This window comes from Citrobacter braakii, from assembly GCF_002075345.1.
GTDB classification, from domain to species: domain Bacteria; phylum Pseudomonadota; class Gammaproteobacteria; order Enterobacterales; family Enterobacteriaceae; genus Citrobacter; species Citrobacter braakii.
Window position 1 is genome coordinate 132,443 of the sequence record NZ_NAEW01000008.1, and the last position, 16,933, is coordinate 149,375.

18 protein-coding genes are annotated in these 16,933 nt (G+C 53.7%); 6 read left to right on the forward strand and 12 right to left on the reverse strand.

The window, feature by feature from the left end; translation table 11 throughout:
- Positions 1-88: 88 nt before the first annotated feature.
- From treC to treR, 3 genes are all read right to left on the reverse strand, one after another.
- Entirely contained in the window at positions 89-1,741 is a 1,653-nt protein-coding gene (gene treC, locus BZK42_RS17955) for an alpha,alpha-phosphotrehalase (protein WP_080859628.1), read from the reverse strand.
- A 49-nt stretch (positions 1,742-1,790) separates the two neighbouring features.
- A complete protein-coding gene (gene treB, locus BZK42_RS17960; protein WP_016155564.1) occupies positions 1,791-3,209 on the reverse strand; it encodes a PTS trehalose transporter subunit IIBC in 1,419 nt (472 codons plus the stop codon).
- 157 nt (positions 3,210-3,366) lie between these two features.
- Positions 3,367-4,314, reverse strand: a complete 948-nt coding sequence (gene treR / locus BZK42_RS17965) for a trehalose operon repressor TreR (protein ID WP_047414711.1) — start codon at positions 4,312-4,314, stop codon at positions 3,367-3,369.
- Between the two features lie 191 nt (positions 4,315-4,505).
- Here treR and mgtL point away from each other — a divergent pair, with 191 nt between their 5' ends.
- The 5 genes from mgtL to BZK42_RS17985 all read left to right on the forward strand — a co-directional run bounded on the left by mgtL (position 4,506) and on the right by BZK42_RS17985 (position 10,654).
- Positions 4,506-4,559, forward strand: coding sequence for a mgtA regulatory leader peptide MgtL (mgtL, locus tag BZK42_RS29690; RefSeq protein WP_223870169.1), 54 nt, complete (start codon positions 4,506-4,508; stop codon positions 4,557-4,559).
- A gap of 144 nt (positions 4,560-4,703) precedes the next feature.
- Entirely contained in the window at positions 4,704-7,412 is a 2,709-nt protein-coding gene (gene mgtA, locus BZK42_RS17970) for a magnesium-translocating P-type ATPase (RefSeq protein WP_019078248.1), read from the forward strand.
- A 375-nt stretch (positions 7,413-7,787) separates the two neighbouring features.
- Complete coding sequence (locus BZK42_RS17975) at positions 7,788-8,765, forward strand: TRAP transporter substrate-binding protein (RefSeq protein ID WP_080859630.1); 978 nt, start codon at positions 7,788-7,790, stop codon at positions 8,763-8,765.
- A 62-nt stretch (positions 8,766-8,827) separates the two neighbouring features.
- The gene (locus tag BZK42_RS17980; protein WP_046275813.1) at positions 8,828-9,337 is read left to right on the forward strand and encodes a TRAP transporter small permease; all 510 of its coding nucleotides are present in this window, start codon (positions 8,828-8,830) and stop codon (positions 9,335-9,337) included.
- A 30-nt stretch (positions 9,338-9,367) separates the two neighbouring features.
- Complete coding sequence (locus tag BZK42_RS17985) at positions 9,368-10,654, forward strand: TRAP transporter large permease (RefSeq protein ID WP_016151490.1); 1,287 nt, start codon at positions 9,368-9,370, stop codon at positions 10,652-10,654.
- A gap of 91 nt (positions 10,655-10,745) precedes the next feature.
- Here the strand turns inward: BZK42_RS17985 and ridA are convergent, their stop codons facing one another.
- The 5 genes from ridA to pyrL form a co-directional block, all read right to left on the reverse strand.
- The gene (ridA, locus tag BZK42_RS17990; RefSeq protein WP_016151491.1) at positions 10,746-11,132 is read right to left on the reverse strand and encodes a 2-iminobutanoate/2-iminopropanoate deaminase; all 387 of its coding nucleotides are present in this window, start codon (positions 11,130-11,132) and stop codon (positions 10,746-10,748) included.
- A 76-nt stretch (positions 11,133-11,208) separates the two neighbouring features.
- Complete coding sequence (gene pyrI, locus BZK42_RS17995; RefSeq protein WP_016151492.1) at positions 11,209-11,670, reverse strand: aspartate carbamoyltransferase regulatory subunit; 462 nt, start codon at positions 11,668-11,670, stop codon at positions 11,209-11,211.
- Positions 11,671-11,683: 13 nt separating this feature from the next.
- Positions 11,684-12,619: an aspartate carbamoyltransferase gene (pyrB, locus tag BZK42_RS18000; protein ID WP_016151493.1), complete on the reverse strand. Its 936-nt coding sequence runs from the start codon at positions 12,617-12,619 to the stop codon at positions 11,684-11,686.
- A gap of 2 nt (positions 12,620-12,621) precedes the next feature.
- The gene (locus tag BZK42_RS29695; protein ID WP_106875647.1) at positions 12,622-12,675 is read right to left on the reverse strand and encodes a pyrBI operon leader peptide; all 54 of its coding nucleotides are present in this window, start codon (positions 12,673-12,675) and stop codon (positions 12,622-12,624) included.
- Positions 12,656-12,757: a pyr operon leader peptide gene (gene pyrL / locus BZK42_RS18005; RefSeq protein ID WP_003025819.1), complete on the reverse strand. Its 102-nt coding sequence runs from the start codon at positions 12,755-12,757 to the stop codon at positions 12,656-12,658. Before pyrL ends, BZK42_RS29695 begins: the two co-directional genes overlap by 20 nt.
- On the opposite strand from pyrL, the gene BZK42_RS28360 reads away from it, so the two are divergent.
- Positions 12,737-12,859 (forward strand): hypothetical protein, encoded by a 123-nt coding sequence (locus BZK42_RS28360; RefSeq protein WP_085951096.1) that lies wholly within the window; start codon positions 12,737-12,739, stop codon positions 12,857-12,859. The two genes, pyrL and BZK42_RS28360, sit on opposite strands and share 21 nt — an antisense overlap.
- Here the strand turns inward: BZK42_RS28360 and BZK42_RS18010 are convergent.
- From BZK42_RS18010 to arcC, 4 genes are all read right to left on the reverse strand, one after another.
- Positions 12,856-13,335, reverse strand: coding sequence for an arginine repressor (locus BZK42_RS18010; protein WP_003839609.1), 480 nt, complete (start codon positions 13,333-13,335; stop codon positions 12,856-12,858). The two genes, BZK42_RS28360 and BZK42_RS18010, sit on opposite strands and share 4 nt — an antisense overlap.
- 144 nt (positions 13,336-13,479) lie before the next feature.
- On the reverse strand, positions 13,480-14,883 hold the full coding sequence (locus BZK42_RS18015; protein WP_047499900.1) for a YfcC family protein: 1,404 nt from the start codon (positions 14,881-14,883) through the stop codon (positions 13,480-13,482).
- Positions 14,884-14,938: 55 nt separating this feature from the next.
- The gene (argF, locus tag BZK42_RS18020) at positions 14,939-15,943 is read right to left on the reverse strand and encodes an ornithine carbamoyltransferase (RefSeq protein WP_016155572.1); all 1,005 of its coding nucleotides are present in this window, start codon (positions 15,941-15,943) and stop codon (positions 14,939-14,941) included.
- A 56-nt stretch (positions 15,944-15,999) separates the two neighbouring features.
- Positions 16,000-16,932, reverse strand: coding sequence for a carbamate kinase (arcC, locus tag BZK42_RS18025; protein ID WP_016151496.1), 933 nt, complete (start codon positions 16,930-16,932; stop codon positions 16,000-16,002).
- Position 16,933: the final 1 nt, after the last annotated feature.

Genomic DNA, 16,933 nt, shown 5'->3' on the forward strand with positions numbered 1-16,933 from the left:
ATTATTCAACAAAAACAGAAAGGTAAGCTGAGCGTAGGCATCAAAGCCCGGCAGCGTTATGCGTACCGGGCCTGAACATAATTGCAAGCTATTTTTGCAACCACCAGACAGCTTCAAAAGGACGCAGCGTCATGTCTGCGGGTTGGCTGGCGACCTCGGCATAGTTGTGCATCAGCACCTGCCAGTTGCCGTCGGTCTGGGTCGGCTGCCAGCTCTGGAAGGTATCGCTCAGATTAGCAATGACCAGCAACCGCTGTCCTTGCCATTCACGTTGATAGCACCACAGATGCGGGCTGCCCGGTAGCAGATCCTGATAGTCGCCCCAGGTGATAACCGGCTCTGCTTTACGCAATGCGATCAGCTTCTGATAGGTATAGAACACCGAGTCGGTATCGCGCAGCGCTGCCGCCACGTTGATATCCGCTGCGTTGTCGCACAGATTGATCCACGGTTCACCCGCGGTGAAGCCCGCGTGTTTGCTGGCATCCCACTGCATCGGTGTGCGGCTGTTATCGCGCGATTTACTGGCGAGGATCGCCAGCAGCTCTTGCGCATCGCGCCCCTGGCCGTTCAGGGCGGCAAACATGTTATGGCTTTCCACATCGCGATAATCGGTAATCTGGCGGAAGTGCGGATTGGTCATGCCGATCTCTTCACCCTGGTAGATGTAGGGCGTGCCCTGCATACCGTGCAGCACCATCGCCAGCATTTTTGCGGCCGGAACGCGGTATTTACCTTCATCGCCAAAACGCGACACGATGCGTGGCTGGTCGTGGTTACACCAGAACAGCGCGTTCCAGGCCTGATTGTGCATGCCTTGCTGCCAGTGGCGGAACAGGGTTTTGAGCGCCACATAGTCGGGTTTGGCTAACGTCCACTTCTCACCGTTGGGGTAATCCACTTTCAGGTGGTGGAAGTTGAAGGTCATCGACAGTTCGCTGCCATCGAGTGCGGCGTACTGCTGGCAGTTTTCCAGCGTGGTGGAGGACATTTCTCCGACCGTCATCAGGCCGCGGGGCGTGAAGACGTCGCGATTCATTTCACGTAAAAACGCATGCGCGCGCGGGCCGTCGGTATAAAAACGCCGCCCATCGCCGTCGGGATCGCTCGGGAAGTGCTGATCTTTAGAGATAAGATTCACCACGTCGAGACGCAGCCCGTCCACGCCGCGATCGGCCCAGAACTCGCACACTTTTTTTAGCTCGGCGCGGACCGCCGGATTCTCCCAGTTCAGGTCTGCCTGCTCCGGAGCAAAGAGGTGCAGATAGTACTGCTCGCTTTCGGCGTGCCAGCCCCAGGCGCTGCCGCCAAATTTGGAGCGCCAGTTATTCGGGAGACTGTCTGGCGTACCGTCGCGCCAGAGGTAAAACTGACGATACGGGCTGTCTTTATCCAGCGCCTCGCGAAACCAGGGGTGCTGGGTTGAAGTGTGGTTAAACACCATATCGAGAATAATACGGATGCCGCGCGCTTTCGCCTGCGCCACCAGTTCGTCAAAGTCTGCAAGCGTTCCGTAGGCCGGATCGACAGACATGTAATCCGCGACGTCGTAGCCGTTATCAACCTGCGGCGAAATATAGAACGGCGTTAGCCAGATGGCATCAACCCCCAGCGTTTGCAGATAGCCGAGACGCTGCGTCACGCCGCGTAAATCGCCGGTGCCGCTGCCGGTGGTGTCCTGAAAACTCTTGGGGTAAACCTGATAGATGACGCCGTTTTGCCACCAGTGGGGAATATTCATGGTTGTTTCCTGGAAATACGATGGGGCGCAACTGCGCCCCGAAGAAAAGTTAGACAATTTGTAGTGTGCCCATACGGTGTTTACGCTGATAAACGAATGAGGTCAGTACCATGGGGATAACAATCGCAATGACCATTGCCATGCCAAATACCTGCCAGTAAGTCGGCTGGATGGAGAGGATGCCTGGCAAACCGCCGACGCCAATTCCGTTCGCCAGCACACCGTTCAGGCCGCACAGCAGTCCGGCGAGACCGGAACCGATCATCGCGCACAGCATTGGGAAGCGGTATTTCAGGTTGATCCCGTACATGGCCGGTTCAGTGACCCCGAGATAGGCGGAGATCGCGGCAGGAACGGAGATTTCACGTTCATTGTGTTTGCGACTGGAGATGATGATCCCGACTACCGCTGAGGCCTGAGCGATATTCGACAGTGCGATCAGCGGCCATACTGGCGTACCGCCCATGCTCTGAATCATCTGCATGTCGATAGCCAGCGTGGTCTGATGCACGCCGGTTATCACCAGCGGGGCATACAGGAAGCCGAACAGCGCCGCGCCAATCGGGGCAAAGCTGCCGGTCAACAGGTGACGGACCGCAAACGCGACACCGTCGCCGATCATGCGGCCAAACGGACCAATAAAGGCGTGCGCGAGGAATACCGCGAGGATCAACGAGCACACCGGGACGATCACCAGATACAGATAATCCGGGACGATGCGTTTCATGCGTGTCTCAATAAACCCGAGCGCCAGACCGGCCAGCAGTGCCGGAATAACCTGTGCCTGATAGCCCACTTTCTCAATGCTGAACAGGCCGAAGTTCCACACTTCCGGTACCTGTTGACCGAGTAGATAGGCGTTCATTAGCTGCGGTGAAACCAGGGTCACACCCAGCACAATACCGAGGATCGGCGTACCGCCCATTTTCTTCACTGCTGACCAGCAGATCCCGACCGGCAGATAGAAGAAGATCGCTTCGCCAATTAGCCACAGGAAGTCGTAAAGGGTTTTCAGCGAAGGGTGCATCTGCGCCAGCGTCTGCCCGTTGCTCATGGGCAGATCGCCAATCACATTACGGAACCCCAAGATCAAGCCGCCGCTAATCAGCGCTGGCAGCAGCGGGAAGAAGATCTCCGCAAAATGAGAAATCAGCTGTTCGTGCCATTTCATATTCTGCCGCGCGGCTTTTTTCGCCTGCTCTTTGTCGGCGCTGGCCTGACCGGTTGTCGCCAGCAGCGCTTTGTAGTAATCGCCCACTTCGGTACCAATCACCACCTGAAACTGCCCGGCGTTGGTGAAGCAGCCTTTGACCATCGGCAACTGTTCGATCTCTTTTGGCCTGGCATTCGCAGGCTGATTCAGCACAAAACGCAGGCGAGTAATGCAGTGACTTACCGTGGCGATATTGTCGCGCCCGCCTACCAGCTCAATCAGCCGGTCGATGTCTGCTTGTTTTATTTTGCTCATGATGATGTGTGTTCCCCGTAGGCCGGATAAGACGTTTTAGCATCGCCATCTGGCAACTCTCTCGTTGCTGTGGCCAGAGTATATCGTCGATGATTTTTTAAAAATGGGAACGTTCCCGAAACGCAGCGAAGATCACAAATTAACGCTCAGAAAGCGATCAGGAGAGGGTGGAAGGAATAACGATTTGTCGTAGTTCGCTACGGCCATTGATCTGCTCGATCAGCTGCGAGGCCGCTTGTCGTCCGGCTTCGGCATATCCTGGATCGACGGTGATAATTTCCGGATGGAGGAATTTCATCAGCGGCGTACTGCCCACGCTCGCCAGCTGTAGATTCTCAATTCGCTGCTCTTGCAGATATTTGCTGACACCAAGGGCGAGGGTATCCGTCGCGCAGACTAAGGCAGTGGTTTCCGGGGTGATGACGTTGGCGGCCTGCTCATAACCCTGCTTCATGGCAAGACCCGGTAGCGCGGCTACAGGATGCAGTTTGTGGTTCTTACAGAACGCCAGGTAGGCTTCATGGCGGCGCTTACCGGTGGTCACGTCGCTATGGGGAACGCCAAGAAAGCTGATATGGCGATGCTCGCGATCGTATAAACGCTGCATCAGGGTGCGAATGGCGCCTTCATCGTCATAGCAGACGGAGGCAAAGCCTTTGGCATCTCTTGCCAGCAGCACCAGCGAATCCTGCCAGGAGGCGAGCATGGATTCACTTATGCCGGTAAAACCAAACAGCACCACGCCGTCAATATTGCGGCGTCTGAGCATGCCGAGATGCTCTTCAACCAGCTCGGGCGAGAACTGGCTTTCCATCATGATCGGGTCGTAACCCTGCTCATAAAAGGCGGGCAGCATGGTTTGCACGGCGAGATTTTCCGAAAGCGAGTCCAGACGCGTGACGATGATCGCCACCACCTTGTCACTTTGTCCACGCATGGCGCGAGCGGAGCGGGAAGGGGAAAAACCGTGCTGATTCATCACCGCTTCAACGCGTTCGCGGGTGCGTTCGCTCACGCCGCTTTCATTGTTAAGCACACGGGAAACGGTTGATTTTCCCACACCGCTTAAGCGGGCGATGTCTTTAATTGTCAGCCGGTTTTGCATCCTGTTTTCCCGTGTTGCGTGTGAAGTTATGCCAAATAGAGAATAACTTTACTCAAGCGCAGCGCAATGGGCAAAGTCTGGTATACGTTTGGTTTAGTTTCCATGGTTTATCATACTGCCATAATTGCCACAAACCTTATGGTTTTCTGCGTATAATCCGCAGCGAAAATCATTCACTTACCGGAGGCTATATGGATCCCGATCCCACCCCTCTCCCGAGATGGAGAAACTCCCCTTTCCGGTAAGCCTGTCTTTCACTGTCTTACCGGAGCAGTAAGACAGTGACGTTCTGACGTCCCTGTTGTGATTTTAATATTGCCATCAGGTAAGGCTTTGCCACGCCTGAAGGATTTACTGCGTCTGTTGAGACTGGCGCAGAGGGACTGCCTATGTTCAAAAATATTACTCGCCAGCTATTTGCCCGGCTAAACCGCCATTTACCACATCGTTTGGTGCATCGCGATCCGTTGCCTAATGCCCAGACCGTTGCCAGCACGCCGATCCCGCCATCGCTGAGCGAACATTGTCTGAAAATGGCGCTGATGGACGAAGCCGCGCTGTGGAAAACGTTTGGCGCGCACCCGGAAGGATTAAACGCCGCAGAAGTGGAAAACGCTCGCGAATTACATGGTGAGAACCAACTGCCGGCGCAGAAGCCGTCGCCGTGGTGGGTGCATCTGTGGGTCTGCTACCGCAACCCGTTTAATATTTTGTTGACCATCCTCGGTGCGATTTCCTATGCCACCGAAGATCTGTTTGCTGCTGGCGTCATTGCTCTGATGGTCGTCATCTCTACGCTGCTGAATTTTGTGCAGGAGGCGCGTTCCACCAAAGCGGCAGATGCGCTGAAAGCGATGGTCAGTAACACCGCTACGGTGCTGCGCGTTATCAACGAGAAAGGAGAGAACGGCTGGGTTGAACTGCCGATCGACCAGTTAGTTCCCGGCGATATCATTAAGCTGGCGGCAGGGGATATGATCCCGGCCGATCTGCGTGTGGTGCAGGCTCGTGACCTGTTCGTGGCCCAGGCTTCGCTGACCGGTGAATCGCTGCCGGTGGAGAAAGTCGCAACCAGCCGCGACCCGCAGCAAAGCAACCCGCTCGAATGCGATACCCTGTGCTTTATGGGCACCAACGTGGTGAGCGGCACGGCGCAGGCCATCGTGATTGCGACCGGAGCCAATACCTGGTTCGGGCAACTGGCGGGCCGCGTCAGCGAGCAGGAAAGCGAGCAGAATGCTTTCCAGAAAGGGATCAGCCGCGTCAGCATGCTGCTGATCCGTTTTATGCTGGTGATGGCGCCGATTGTGCTCATCATCAACGGCTATACCAAAGGCGACTGGTGGGAAGCGGCGCTGTTTGCCCTGTCTGTCGCGGTGGGGCTGACCCCGGAAATGTTGCCGATGATCGTCACCTCGACGCTGGCGCGCGGGGCGGTGAAGCTGTCAAAACAAAAGGTCATCGTCAAACACCTCGACGCCATTCAGAACTTTGGCGCGATGGATATCCTGTGTACCGATAAAACGGGCACCCTGACACAAGACAAAATTGTACTTGAGAATCATACAGATATATCTGGTAAACCCAGCGAGCACGTCCTGCATTCTGCGTGGTTGAACAGTCATTACCAGACCGGGCTGAAGAATCTGCTGGATACGGCAGTGCTGGAAGGCGTGGACGAAGAATCAGCCCGCCAGCTCTCTACCCGCTGGCAGAAAATTGATGAGATCCCGTTTGACTTCGAACGCCGCCGCATGTCGGTGGTGGTCGCTGAAGAAACCGATGTGCATCAGCTGGTGTGCAAAGGCGCGCTGCAGGAGATCCTCAGCGTCTGCACCCAGGTGCGCTACAGCGGTGAGGTTGTCCCGTTAGATGACAACATGCTGCGTCGGGTGAAGCGCGTCACGGATACGCTGAATCGCCAGGGGCTGCGCGTGGTGGCAGTGGCGACGAAATACCTGCCAGCGCGTGAGGGCGATTACCAGCGTATTGATGAATCAGATCTGATCCTCGAAGGCTATATTGCGTTCCTCGATCCGCCGAAAGAGACCACCGCGCCAGCGCTCAAAGCGCTGAAAGCCAGCGGTATTACGGTGAAAATCCTGACTGGCGATAGCGAGCTGGTGGCGGCGAAAGTGTGTCACGAAGTGGGGCTGGATGCGGGCGATGTGGTTATCGGTAGCAACATTGAAGGGTTAAGCGACGATGAGCTGGCAACGCTGGCCCAGCGCACCACGCTGTTTGCTCGTCTGACGCCGATGCACAAAGAACGCATTGTCACGCTGCTCAAGCGCGAAGGTCATGTGGTTGGCTTTATGGGGGATGGCATTAACGATGCCCCGGCGCTGCGCGCGGCGGACATTGGTATCTCCGTTGACGGCGCGGTTGATATTGCGCGTGAAGCGGCTGATATCATCCTGCTGGAAAAGAGTCTGATGGTGCTGGAAGAAGGGGTGATCGAAGGACGCCGTACTTTTTCTAACATGCTGAAGTATATCAAAATGACGGCCAGTTCTAACTTCGGTAATGTGTTTAGCGTGCTGGTGGCGAGCGCCTTCTTACCGTTCCTGCCGATGTTGCCGCTGCACTTACTGATTCAGAACCTGCTGTACGATGTATCCCAGGTGGCGATTCCGTTTGATAACGTTGACGAAGAGCAGATCAAAAAGCCGCAGCGCTGGAATCCCAGCGAGTTGGGGCGCTTTATGATCTTCTTTGGACCGATCAGCTCGATCTTCGACATTCTGACATTTTGCCTGATGTGGTTCGTCTTCCATGCGAATACGCCAGAACATCAGACGTTGTTCCAGTCTGGCTGGTTCGTGGTTGGCCTGCTGTCGCAAACGCTGATTGTGCATATGATCCGTACCCGCCGCGTGCCGTTCATCCAAAGCCGCGCCGCATGGCCGCTGATGCTGATGACGCTGGTGGTCATGGTGGTAGGCATTGCATTGCCGTTCTCGCCGCTGGCCAACTATCTGCAATTGCAGGCGCTGCCGCTGAGCTACTTCCCGTGGCTGATTGCGATTCTGGCGGGCTACATGACATTAACCCAGCTCGTGAAAGGTTTTTATAGCCGTCGCTACGGCTGGCAGTAATCCTCAACTTCTTTGCAGGAGGGTGTTAATACTCTCCTGCATTTCTCTTTTTCATTCGAAAGATATTCTCCCGAAATATTGGTGTTTTATTTTTATTGAAATGCTAACGCGGGTAATTAGTATCAAATTGCCTTCTTTGCGTTGTTTTTTTATCAATAAAACGATCTGCGTTGCAAAAATGAAACAGCGTGCTAAAAATTATAAGCATCTGCGATTTTTTGTGAACGCAGTCATCGAAATAAATTGTTACACCAGTTAGTCTGCGCAGGTAACGTCGTTAAGAAAGTTTCTCGCTGCCCGTTTTTAATTCCGGCAGTCATTTGCTCTGCAAGCTATTCCTGTTAATGGATATTATGAACTTCTGGAGAAGGACAAATGAAACTGACAAAAAACCTGTTAAGTCTGTGTATTGGCGCGTCTGTATTACTGGCGAGTCATGCAACGCTGGCACAAACCTTTCGCGCCGCAGATGTGCATCCGGCTGATTACCCAAACGTTGTTGCAGTGAAACATATGGGGGAGAAACTTAACGCCGCGACCGAAGGTCGTCTGGAGATCAAAACATTTCCAGGTGGTGTGTTAGGCGATGAAAAACAGATGATTGAACAGGCGCAATTAGGCGCCATTGATATTATTCGCGTCTCAATGACGCCAGTTGCCGCAATTCTCCCTGAAATAAACGTGTTTACCCTGCCATATATTTTCCGCGATGAGGACCATATGCATAAGGTTCTCGACGGCATGATTGGTCAGGAGATTGGCGACCGTCTGACAGCCAATACCAAATCACGACTGGTGTTCCTTGGCTGGATGGATGCGGGAACGCGCAACCTGATCACCAAGAATCCGGTAGTGAAACCGGAAGATTTGCACGGCATGAAAATCCGCGTTCAGGCCAGTCCGATAGCGCTGGATACCCTAAAAGAGATGGGCGCTAACTCCATTGTGATGGGCGTCAGTGAAGTATTTAGCGGCATGCAGACCGGCGTTATTGATGGTACGGAAAATAACCCGCCAACGTTTGTTGCGCATAACTATTTGCCGGTCGTGAAAAACTATACCTGGAGTAAACACTTTATTATTCCTGAGCTTTTTCTGTTCTCGAAAGCCAAATGGGATAAGTTAAAAAAAGAAGACCAGGAACTCATTATTAAACTCGCTAAAGAAGCCCAGGTAGAGCAACGTAAACTTTGGCAGGATTATAATGCGAAATCGCTGGAGACCATGAAAGCCAACGGTGTTCAGTTTCACGATATTGATACGGACTATTTCTATAAAGCCACGCAGTCAGTACGGGATAATTACGGTAAAGACCACCAGGATTTGATCAAACGTATTCAGGATGTGAAGTAATTCATCGGGTGGAGGATATCAATCCTCCGCCTGAGTCTTTTGATTAATTCGAGGTGATAATTATGGGTGAATGCTATTCATCGGTAATGGATTTTCTTTATCGAGTGTCAATGTGGATTGCCGGTATCGCATTATTGGTTATGGTCGCCATTATCCCCATTGGCATATTCGCGCGTTATGTCCTGAATAACGCCCTGTCATGGCCTGAGCCAGTCGCCATTCTTTGTATGGTGACATTCACCTTTATTGGCGCGGCGGTGAGCTATCGCGCAGGTTCGCATATCGCGGTAAGCATGGTGATTGACCGTCTGGGGGAATCTTCCCGCCGTTACTGCTCGGTAGTCGCAGACGTTATGTTAATGGCGATAAGCCTGTTCATTCTGTGGTACGGCTCCATGCTATGCCTCGAACTGTGGGAACAGCCCGTGGCGGAATTCCCAATTTTAAGCGCCGGGCAAAACTATCTCCCGTTGCCGATTGGCTCTGCTATTACGCTGCTGTTTATCGTTGAGAAGATCTGCCGTGGCTCGCAGTACCAACGCCCTGTTGTCATGCTGGGATCGACCAGCTAGTTACCGCCCCCATTTCAGAAAGGAAAGCAGATGGATGCATTTATTCTCGTCTTTACGCTCGGCATTATGCTGGCGATTGGGGTACCGGTAGCGTACGCGGTTGGCATTAGCGCCATCATTGGGGCCTGGTACATTGATATTCCGCTGGAAGCGGTGATGATCCAACTGACCAGTGGGGTGAACAAGTTTTCGCTACTGGCGATCCCGTTCTTTATTTTAGCCGGGGCTATTATGGCTGAAGGGGGCATTGCGCGGCGGCTGGTAAACTTTGCCTATATTTTCGTTGGCTTTATTCGCGGCGGGCTGTCGCTGGTCAACATTGTGGCCTCGACCTTTTTTGGCGCAATTTCTGGATCGTCGGTGGCCGATACCGCGTCTATCGGTTCGGTAATGATCCCGGAGATGGATAAAAAAGGTTATCCGCGCGACTTTGCTGCAGCGGTCACTGCCAGCGGCTCGGTGCAGGCGATCCTCACGCCGCCGAGCCATAACTCGGTTATCTACTCGCTGGCAACGGGCGGGACGGTGTCGATTGCCGCGCTGTTCATCGCCGGGATCCTACCGGGCCTGCTGTTAAGCTTCAGCCTGATGGTGATGTGCGTCGCTTTTGCGCACAAACGCGGTTATCCAAAAGGGGAGCGCGTACCGTTTCGCCAGGCGCTGAAGATATTCGTCGATACGCTGTGGGGCTTAATGACCGTTGTGATCATCATGGGCGGTATCTTGTCAGGTATCTTTACCGCGACGGAATCTGCGGCGATTGCCTGTCTGTGGGCCTTCTTTGTCACCATGTTTATCTATCGTGACTATAAATGGTCTGAACTGCCGAAGCTGATGTTCCGTACGGTGAAAACGGTCACTATCGTCATGATCCTGATAGGTTTTGCCGCCGCGTTCGGTGCCGTCATGACCTATATGCAGTTGCCGATGCGTATCACCGAAGCTTTCACCAGCATCTCGGACAACAAATACGTCATCCTGATGTGCATTAACATCATGCTGTTGCTGATCGGTACGCTGATGGATATGGCGCCGCTGATCCTGATTTTGACGCCGGTTTTGCTACCGGTAACCAACGCGCTCGGCATTGATCCGGTCCATTTTGGGATGATCATGCTGGTGAATTTAGGGATCGGCCTGATAACGCCGCCGGTAGGGTCGGTGCTGTTTGTGGCCAGTGCGGTGAGTAAGCAGAAAATTGAGCAGGTGGTGAAGGCGATGCTGCCGTTCTACTTCGTGCTGTTCCTTGTGCTGATGATCGTCACGTACATTCCGGCGATTTCGCTGTTCCTGCCGAGACTGTTTGGTGTGATGTGATAAATGCCCGGTGGCGCTCGCGCTTACCGGGCCTGCAAACTATGCTTGCGTAGGCCGGATAAGGCGAAGCCGCCATCCGGCACAAAAAGACTTAGCGACGAACGGCGATCGCTTCAATCTCGATTTTCACGTCTTTCGGCAGACGGGCAACTTCCACGCAAGAACGGGCCGGGAAGGTGGCGTTGTGCTCGGTGAAGAACGCTTCGTAGGTCGCGTTTACGGTTGCGAAATCGTTCAGGTCTTTAACGAAGACGGTAGTTTTTACGATGTCGCCCACTTTCAGGCCTGCTGCTTCAACGATAGCTTGTACGTTTTCCAGCGACTGACGCGCCTGAGCGGACACGTCTTCCGATACGGCACCGGTTTTCGGATCGACCGGGATCTGACCGGAAGTGATTACCATGCTACCCAGGTCAACGCCCTGAACGTATGGGCCGATTGCTGCTGGTGCATTTTCCGTCGCGATAGTCTTGCTCATGATTTCTCCTGAATTACAGCGGTAATAGAATGTTCCCGGCCATTATAGGGAGCCGGGAAATCATTACCAACACCAATTAATTGGCCAGCACCACATAATGCGAAAACTCTTTTTCACAGTATTTGCATTTGAGTGCGATGTCGTCAGCGCGCTTTTTCACTGAAAAACTGGACGATACTGGTTCAGCATGGCTGATGCAGTTGCTGTTCGGGCAAACCAGCACGTTATCGATACGTTCAGGCAGGCTCGGACGTGATTTACCCACCACGTCATAATCGTCAATGCGGTTTACCGTTGCCTGCGGAGCGTACAGGGAGAGCTGGTTTACCTGCTCGTCGGTCAGGAACGTATTTTCGATTTTAATCAGGTCTTTACGGCCCATTTCGCCAGACGGCAGGTTCAGGCCGATGGTGATACGCTGGTCGGTTTCAGTCAGTTTGAACAACGTCAGCAGCTTAAAACCAACCTGTGCGGGAATATGGTCAATTACGGTGCCACGTTTGATGGCTTCAACCTGCAGTTTGTTATCGTGTGTCATCTCTTTTTCTCCCTTACAGTGCCAGTTCGCTATTCAGTACCAGTGCCAGTAACGCCTGGCGGGCGAAGATGCCGTTGCCAGCCTGCTGGAAATACCAGGCGTGCGGCGTCTTGTCGACGTCGGTGGTGATTTCATCGATGCGCGGCAGCGGATGCAGCACCTTCATGTTCGCTCTGGCACCGTTCAGATCGCTGGCACGCAGAACAAACTGCGCTTTCACGTTGGCGTATTCGGACGGGTCCAGACGCTCTTTTTGTACGCGGGTCATGTAAAGGATATCGACCTCCGCCATTACCTCTTCGATAGTGCCATGCAGGCTCCAGGCGATACCTTTTTCATTCAGCATATCCAGAATGTATTGCGGCATGGCCAGCGCATCCGGGGCGATGAAGTAGAAGCGGTTACCTTCGAACTTTGCCAGCGCCTGGGTCAGGGAGTGGACGGTGCGGCCATATTTCAGGTCACCCACCATGGCGATTTGCAGATTGTCCAGGCGACCCTGCGTTTCCTGAATGGTAAACAGATCCAGCAGCGTTTGGGTGGGATGCTGGTTGGAACCGTCGCCGGCGTTCAGTACCGGCACGTTACCGGAGAACTCCGTTGCCAGACGCGCGGCGCCTTCCTGCGGATGACGCATCACGATGGCGTCGACATAAGTGCTGATGACGGAAATGGTGTCGGCCAGAGTTTCGCCTTTTTTGCCAAGCGACGTGTTGCTGCTGTCAGAGAAACCCACCACGCTGGCGCCCAGACGGTGCATGGAGGTTTCAAAAGATAAACGGGTGCGGGTTGACGCTTCAAAGAAGCAACTGGCGATGACCTTATGTTTTAACAGCTCGGGCTGCGGGTTAGCTTTTAATTTCGCCGCCGTCGCGAGGACCAGATTGAGGTCATCGCGGCTGAGGTCGTTTATGGAAATGATGTGTTTTTGATAGAGCGGGTTAGCCATGTTTATCTCCTGACGCCTGGGCAAAAAAAAAGCCCCTCAATTGAGGGGCTCGGAATGGGTGATCAACGGAAAGAAAAACGGCAGGCCAGCGTCCTTTTTCAGACGCGGTAAGACAAAATGTCGTACACACTGAACCATACATCCTCCCGGCAAATTGTCCGCGATTATACTCAGCTCCGTTATGGGATCAAGCGAAAAATGCACTATTTATTCATCGCAAACGGTTCTTATGAATTTTAATTCATTTTGAATAGATAATTAATCTGTTTATGGACCAGGCCCGTTCGCTGTACCACCCGCGGCGCGACCCAGACAATACTGCTACCGGCAATGACGCCGAGAATTTCTGGCAACGCGTGATAATCGAGGATTCTGGCTACGGCGCGACCATAGCCAGCCGCCGTGTGGATGAGGATAAACTCGCTATTGTGTTCCACGCTGACCACCATTTCAGCAATCGATCGGGCAGCATCAGGCGCGGGTCGTGATTGCGGATTTACAGAATAAATTTTTTGCCCTTTTGTATTTCTTATTTTTATAGCACCGAGCAGTTTCAGCAGACGAGATACCGTTGACTGGCTAATCCCGGTGAAACCATGGTGTTGTAGATCGCGGCGAAGCGCTTCCTGAGACAGGTAGCTTTTTTCGCTAATCAGGCGCTGACAAATCGCCAACTGTTTCTGCTCTTTGGTCGAGTAATCATCGAATTCCTTCATAAAAACACCCTAAATTTATCATTTGTATCAATGCGATGGCGAAATTCACCACATTTGCAGTATCAATAACGGCTCAAACGGGCGGTTGTGCAGAAAAACGAGAGCGCGCTCAAAAAAGCCGTCGGGATCCGACGGCCAACAGGACTACAGCATCGCGCCGATACTCAGAACAACCATGTTCAGCACCGTCAGAATTAGCAGCAGTGGTGCGACCCATTTCAGGTAGCGCACATAAGGAACACGAGCGATGGCCAACCCTCCCATCACAACCGCTGAGGTGGGGGTAATCAGATTCACAATGCCGGAAGCGGATTGATACGCGGTGACGACCAGATCCCTTTGCACATGGGCGAAGTCAGCCAGCGGGGCCATAATGGGCATCGTGAGCACCGCCAGTCCAGACGAGGAAGGGACCAGGAAGGAGAGCAAGACTTCCAGCCAGTAAGTCACATTGATGAAAATGGTGGTGGACAGACCGGAGACTAAATTTTCGGCGCTGTGCAAAATGGTGTGGGTGATCATGCCGTTGTCCATCACCACGACGATACCGCGCGCAATGCCGATAATCAGCGCCACGCCGAGCAGATCCCGAGCCCCGTCAATGAAGGTACTGGTGAATGCCTCTTCACTCATGCGGGCAATCACGCCGACGATAATCGCAGATGCCAGAAAAACCCCAGATATTTCCGCCATCCACCAGCCGAGCACCGCGACGCCATAAATCATCACGGCAAAGGCGGCGGCGAATATCAGCAGGATCCACTTACGCGTAGCCGTGAATTCAAGATTGGTATTGGCACGACTACCGAGAAAATGGGCACGGTTTTCCTCCATTTTATCGGCCACGATGGAAAGCTCAGGATGGCTGCGAACTTTCCGTGCATAGCGCATGACCCATACCACACAGATTACATAGCCGACGACCAGTAGCAGAATGCGCATCAGCATTCCCTGGGTGAAGGGGATCCCGGCGGCGTTAGCGGCGATAACTGTTGCGAAAGGGTTGATTGTTGAACCGAGGGTGCCGATGCCTGCGCCAAGCAAAACGGTTGCAGCAGCAACCAGTGGATCAAAGCGCGCAGCCATCATGACCGGAACCAATAAGGTGTAGAAAGGGAGTGATTCTTCCGCCATGCCGTAAATCGTGCCTCCGGCGGCGAAAAGTCCCATCAGGATGGGGATCATCCACTCTTCTTTGCCGTTCAGCCTGACCGTCACGCGTTCGATGCCGGCGTCGATGGCGCCCGTTTTGTTTACCACGCCGAGAAACCCGCCAATAATCAGGACAAACAACGCCACATCAATCGCGCCTGCGGTGTAGGTTTCGTGGTTATAAAGCCCGTCAATCGGAGCCAGCAGTACAGCCGTTAAACCTTGTGGATGCGCCTCTGTTGGGGCATAGGTACCGGCAACCGGCACTTCTTTGCCCAAGGTGGCATTCATCGCCATCTGGTATTTCCCGGCTGGGACAATCCAGGTCATAACGGCGACGAGCGCAATAAGAATAAACAGGATGGTATACGCGCTGGGAAATTTGAATTTGCCCATGATGTTCTCCGGATAGCTTGGGCATATGCCGCCAGGCGACACATGCCCGCTGGGGTTAGTCGCCGAGTGTCGCTACCATGACCGCTTTGATGGTATGCATCCGGTTTTCTGCTTCGTCGAAGACGATGGAATGCGCTGACTCAAATACCTCCTCCGTGACTTCAAGCCCTTTCAGGCCGTAAGCCGCTTCGATTTCACGGCCCACTTTGGTGTGCTCGTTATGGAAGGCGGGCAGGCAGTGCATGAATTTCACGTTGGGATTGCCGGTCGCATCGATGACCTGCTGGTTAATTTGATAAGGCGTCATCAGGCTGACGCGTTCTGCCCACGCCTCTTTGGGTTCCCCCATCGAAACCCAGACATCGGTGTAGAGAAAGTCCACGTCGTAAACGCCTTCCTCAACATCCTCTGTGAGCGTAATGCGCGCGCCCGTCACGCTGGCGATTTCACGGCATTCGGCAACCAGCGCCTCGTCCGGCCAGAAGGATTTCGGTGCGACCAGACGAATATCCATCCCCATTTTCGCCGCGCCGACCATCAGCGAATTGCCCATGTTATTGCGGGCGTCACCGAGGTAAGCGAAGCTCAGTTCGGGTAAGGTTTTACCCGGGGCGTGTTCCAGCATGGTCATCAGATCCGCGAGGATCTGCGTAGGGTGGAATTCATTCGTCAGCCCGTTCCAGACCGGCACACCAGCGAACTGACCCAGTTCTTCCACGATCTCCTGGCCGTAGCCGCGGTATTCAATACCGTCATACATGCGGCCTAACACGCGGGCGGTATCTTTCATCGACTCTTTATGACCAATCTGCGAGCCGCTTGGGCCAAGGTAGGTCACCTGTGCGCCCTGATCGAAAGCGCCGACTTCAAAGGCGCAGCGGGTGCGAGTTGACGTTTTTTCGAAGATTAGCGCGATATTTTTACCGACCAGCGTTTGCCTTTCGCGCCCGGCTTTTTTCGCCGTTTTTAACTCGATAGCCAGATCGATCAGGTACTGGATTTCCGTTGGGGTGTAGTCCAGCAATTTGAGAAAATTGCGATTTTTCAGGTTAACAGTCATGAAAATATCCTTATGTAGGCTGGATAAGGCTTCGCTTTACCCAGCAAAAAAAAGCCTTAAGCGTTAACATCAGTGGCTTCGCGCCGAATTAGCGTGCCTTTGTCACCGGCGAGAATGGCCGAACCGTCAGCCAACGAGCCGATGCCAGCAATCCCGTGACAGTGAGAGACAAATTCCGCGCAGGCGGTGACTTTGGGGCCCATTGAACCGGCGTCGAATTGCATTTCGCCGAGCCGTTCCGGTGTAACCTGGGCCAGCGGGCGCTGGGTAGGTTTGCCCCAGTCGAGATACACCGCATCGGCATCGGTCAGGATCAGCAGCGCATCGGCGTGGATTTGTTTGGCGAGCAGGGCGGCGGAGAGATCTTTGTCGATCACCGCTTCAATACCGTGGTAGCCATCGGCTTTTTCCACCACCGGTACGCCGCCACCGCCGTTGCAGATAACCAGATGATCGCGGGCGATCAGTGTGCGAATGGCGTCACTTTCCACGATTCGTTTGGGTTGTGGAGAGGGCACAACACGGCGGAACGCTTTACCATCGGCTTTGAAAACCCAGCCTTTTTCCGCCTGTAACGCGTGGGCCTGGGGTTCGTCATAAATCGGCCCGATATATTTGGTGGGATTGCTGAAGGCCGGATCGTGGGCATCGACTTCAACCTGAGTCAGCAGGACACTAATTTCACGCTGTGGGAGCTGGTTTTTCAGGGCCTGTTGCAGCATATAGCCAATCATTCCCTGACTTTCTGCGCCGAGAATATCGAGCGGATAGGGGGTGACGTTGGCATAAGCACTGTTTTGTAACGCCAAAAGTCCAACCTGCGGGCCATTGCCGTGTACCAGAATTACGCGCCACTGCTGCGTGAGTTGAGCGAGAGTTCTTGCCGCCAGCTCAATATTCTTGCGTTGGATGTCGGCTTCCAGTGGTTCGCCACGTTTGAGTAGTGCATTGCCGCCCAGCGCCACAACCAGGGTAGGTTTGTTTTCCATA

Coding starts and splice junctions, on each gene's coding strand:
- treC (WP_080859628.1), bottom strand. CDS start 1,741: ATGAATATTCCCCACTGGTGGCAAAACGGCGTCATCTATCAGGTTTAC.
- ridA (WP_016151491.1), bottom strand. CDS start 11,132: ATGAGCAAGACTATCGCGACGGAAAATGCACCAGCAGCAATCGGCCCA.
- treB (WP_016155564.1), bottom strand. CDS start 3,209: ATGAGCAAAATAAAACAAGCAGACATCGACCGGCTGATTGAGCTGGTA.
- pyrL (WP_003025819.1), bottom strand. CDS start 12,757: ATGGTTCAGTGTGTACGACATTTTGTCTTACCGCGTCTGAAAAAGGAC.
- BZK42_RS17985 (WP_016151490.1), top strand. CDS start 9,368: ATGGATGCATTTATTCTCGTCTTTACGCTCGGCATTATGCTGGCGATT.
- arcC (WP_016151496.1), bottom strand. CDS start 16,932: ATGGAAAACAAACCTACCCTGGTTGTGGCGCTGGGCGGCAATGCACTA.
- BZK42_RS28360 (WP_085951096.1), top strand. CDS start 12,737: ATGTCGTACACACTGAACCATACATCCTCCCGGCAAATTGTCCGCGAT.
- BZK42_RS17980 (WP_046275813.1), top strand. CDS start 8,828: ATGGGTGAATGCTATTCATCGGTAATGGATTTTCTTTATCGAGTGTCA.
- pyrI (WP_016151492.1), bottom strand. CDS start 11,670: ATGACACACGATAACAAACTGCAGGTTGAAGCCATCAAACGTGGCACC.
- treR (WP_047414711.1), bottom strand. CDS start 4,314: ATGCAAAACCGGCTGACAATTAAAGACATCGCCCGCTTAAGCGGTGTG.
- BZK42_RS18010 (WP_003839609.1), bottom strand. CDS start 13,335: ATGAAGGAATTCGATGATTACTCGACCAAAGAGCAGAAACAGTTGGCG.
- mgtA (WP_019078248.1), top strand. CDS start 4,704: ATGTTCAAAAATATTACTCGCCAGCTATTTGCCCGGCTAAACCGCCAT.
- BZK42_RS17975 (WP_080859630.1), top strand. CDS start 7,788: ATGAAACTGACAAAAAACCTGTTAAGTCTGTGTATTGGCGCGTCTGTA.
- pyrB (WP_016151493.1), bottom strand. CDS start 12,619: ATGGCTAACCCGCTCTATCAAAAACACATCATTTCCATAAACGACCTC.
- BZK42_RS18015 (WP_047499900.1), bottom strand. CDS start 14,883: ATGGGCAAATTCAAATTTCCCAGCGCGTATACCATCCTGTTTATTCTT.
- argF (WP_016155572.1), bottom strand. CDS start 15,943: ATGACTGTTAACCTGAAAAATCGCAATTTTCTCAAATTGCTGGACTAC.